This window comes from Hydrogenophaga sp. (assembly GCF_051007235.1).
Taxonomy (GTDB): Bacteria; Pseudomonadota; Gammaproteobacteria; order Burkholderiales; family Burkholderiaceae_C; genus Hydrogenophaga.
Genome location: NZ_JBPCSJ010000027.1, coordinates 1 through 2308, shown reverse-complemented (window position 1 = coordinate 2308; position 2308 = coordinate 1). Strand labels below are relative to the sequence as shown.

The window sequence follows — 2308 nt, the reverse complement described above, 5'->3', positions numbered from 1 at the left end:
GGTCCAGTCGCTGGGCTCGACCAGGTCGAACGCCGGGTGATAGCGCACCGTGCCCATGGGGATCAGGCGCTCGAACGGCCGCACCAGAAAGCAGCCCGGCGGCGCCCCTTCGAGCCGTAGCGCCGGCGTGGCGCGAAAACCAACGCGACCGTAGTACGCCGGCTCGCCCAGCACCACACAGCCGGCCGCACCCAGCTGCCGCATGGTCCGCAGCCCATGCCAGACCAGGGCCGTGCCAACGCCCGCACCTTGCGCTGCGGTAGCGACCGACAGGGGACCCAGGCTGTGCCAGCCAGGGGCATCGCCCGTGATGCCGATGGGCGCAAAAGCGGCGTGTCCCACCACCTGCCCGGCCCGGTGGGCCACCAGCGACAGGCTCAGGCCACCGGCACGGCGCAGGGCATCCACCACCTGGGCTTCGGTCTGGCGGCTGTGCGGGTGCTCGCGGAACGCGTCCTCAATGACGACCCGGATGGCCGCCACATCGGCTGGCGCTTCGGTGCGCACGTGAACATCGGACTGCACAGTCTGCATTCGGCCCCTCCGGCAAGTCGTCGCAGCTTAAAGGCAGCGGGCGGGTCGCCGCAAGCCCTGCGAACGTTTGCATGGGCCACCGCCCAGCGCGGTCAGGCGCTGACGATCCAGCCTTCCAGCGGGTCGGCTTCTGGCAAACCATAGCGGGCATGCCCTTGCGCGTGCTGGTGCTGCGCCCAGGCCGCCTGCAGCAGACAGAGTACCGCGTCCAGCCGGTCGCCAGAGGGGTCGGCGGCCAGGTCGTCGCGCTGCGCGTGGCTGAGCTTCAGTCGCAAGCCAGCACTGTGCAGCAAAGGGGCCTGCCCGGCTTCCAGCGCATCGAGCAGGGTCTTGCGGGCGATCAGCCGCTCGGGCGTCTGCTTGGCTTTGTCGTCGCTTTTGTAGCTGGTGCTGCCCAGCACGCTGCGCGCCAACAGGCCGGGGTAGGCCTCGAGCGCCACACGGTCCGGATCACCGGCGGCCAGCCCCGGGAAACTGACGCCGGCGGCCCGCAGCCGCGGCACACCGGCGTGCAGCATGAACGCCACCGGCGGGTTCACCCATTTCATGCTGGGGCTGGAGCCCGCCGGGCCATCGGTCGCCCGGTGGGCGAACTTGCCGCCCACCGGCCGGGCGTCACAGAAGGCGGCGAAGGCGTCGCGGATCTGCTCACGGCTGAGGCTGGCGTAGTGCGCCATGCAGGCCGCCCAGTCGGTGGGCCAACCCAAGGTTTGAACCAGCTCGCGCGGCAGGCCAAAGGGCAGATCGAACCCGCCTACCCAGGGGCCGGGCTGGCCCAGGCGAACGGCCCAGGCGTCCAGGGTTTCGAAGATTTCGAGGCGTTCGAGCACCACCCGCCCCCGGTCAGTACGACCGATGGCCAGGGTGATGGGTTTGCGACGGGAGGGTGCGCTGCTGAAGTCGCAGCCCAGCAGGGAAGTCAAGGCTCGTTAGCCGTTTCGCCGCAGGGCCGCCCCAAGGCGAAACAGCCCCCACGGGGGGCAGCGACCCGCGCAGCGGCGGAGCGTGGGGGCGTCATGCCCTAGGCACGACCGATGATGCTGGCCGTGGCCATCAGTTCTTCCAGCAGCGCCAGCGAGACCTTGCCCGAGACGCTGTAGGGATCGAACTCGGGCTTCTCCGAATACTTGAGCACGATGGACGTGTTGAGTTTGGACAAGTTGACCTGGCCCATGGTCCAGCCACCGAAGCGACGCTCGGAGATTTCTTCGTAGTGCAGCAGGACCACGTCGGAATGGCGTGCGTCGGCTGCGATGTGGTTGTAGAGCCGGTTGACGGCATCACGCCCGCCTTCGATGGCCTGCAGGAACACCCCGCCGCCGTAGCACAGCACGCCGGTGATGCCGTTGTTCAGGTTGTGGGAGCGCGAGGCTTCCAGGATGGAATCGATGGCGGACTTGGAGCAGTCCTTGTCCACCGCGCGGCTGACATAAAGCAGGCGTACCAGCATGGTGTGGGGCGATCAGGAGTTGCGGGGAATGAGCGAGAGGAATTCGCGGCGCAGGTTGGAATCCTTGAGGAACACGCCGCGCATGACCGAGTTGATCATCTTGCTGTCCATGTCCTTGACACCGCGCCACGACATGCAGTAGTGGCTGGCCTCCATGACAATGGCCAGACCGTCGGGCTGCGTCTTTTCCTGGATCAGGTCGGCCAGTTGCACCACGGCCTCTTCCTGGATCTGCGGGCGGCCCATGATCCATTCGGCCAGGCGCGCGTACTTGGACAGGCCGATCACGTTGGTGTGCTCGTTGGGCATGACGCCGATCCAGAT

At 67.8% G+C, this 2308-nt stretch carries 4 protein-coding genes; all 4 read right to left on the bottom strand.

The annotated features are described in order from the left end of the window. The coding region (locus ACR2JA_RS00960) for a GNAT family N-acetyltransferase (RefSeq protein ID WP_434007270.1) at positions 1–534 on the bottom strand (534 nt) is incomplete at its 3' end. A 92-nt stretch (positions 535–626) separates the two neighbouring features. After that, complete coding sequence (locus ACR2JA_RS00955) at positions 627–1457, bottom strand: DUF429 domain-containing protein (RefSeq protein ID WP_434007268.1); 831 nt, start codon at positions 1455–1457, stop codon at positions 627–629. Positions 1458–1555: 98 nt separating this feature from the next. After that, the gene (locus ACR2JA_RS00950) at positions 1556–1984 is read right to left on the bottom strand and encodes a BLUF domain-containing protein (protein WP_434007267.1); all 429 of its coding nucleotides are present in this window, start codon (positions 1982–1984) and stop codon (positions 1556–1558) included. 12 nt (positions 1985–1996) lie between these two features. Further along, positions 1997–2308, bottom strand: a 312-nt coding sequence (folE, locus tag ACR2JA_RS00945) for a GTP cyclohydrolase I (protein ID WP_434007266.1), incomplete at its 5' end; no start/stop codon positions are given.

Coding starts and splice junctions, on each gene's coding strand:
- ACR2JA_RS00950 (WP_434007267.1), bottom strand. CDS start 1,984: ATGCTGGTACGCCTGCTTTATGTCAGCCGCGCGGTGGACAAGGACTGC.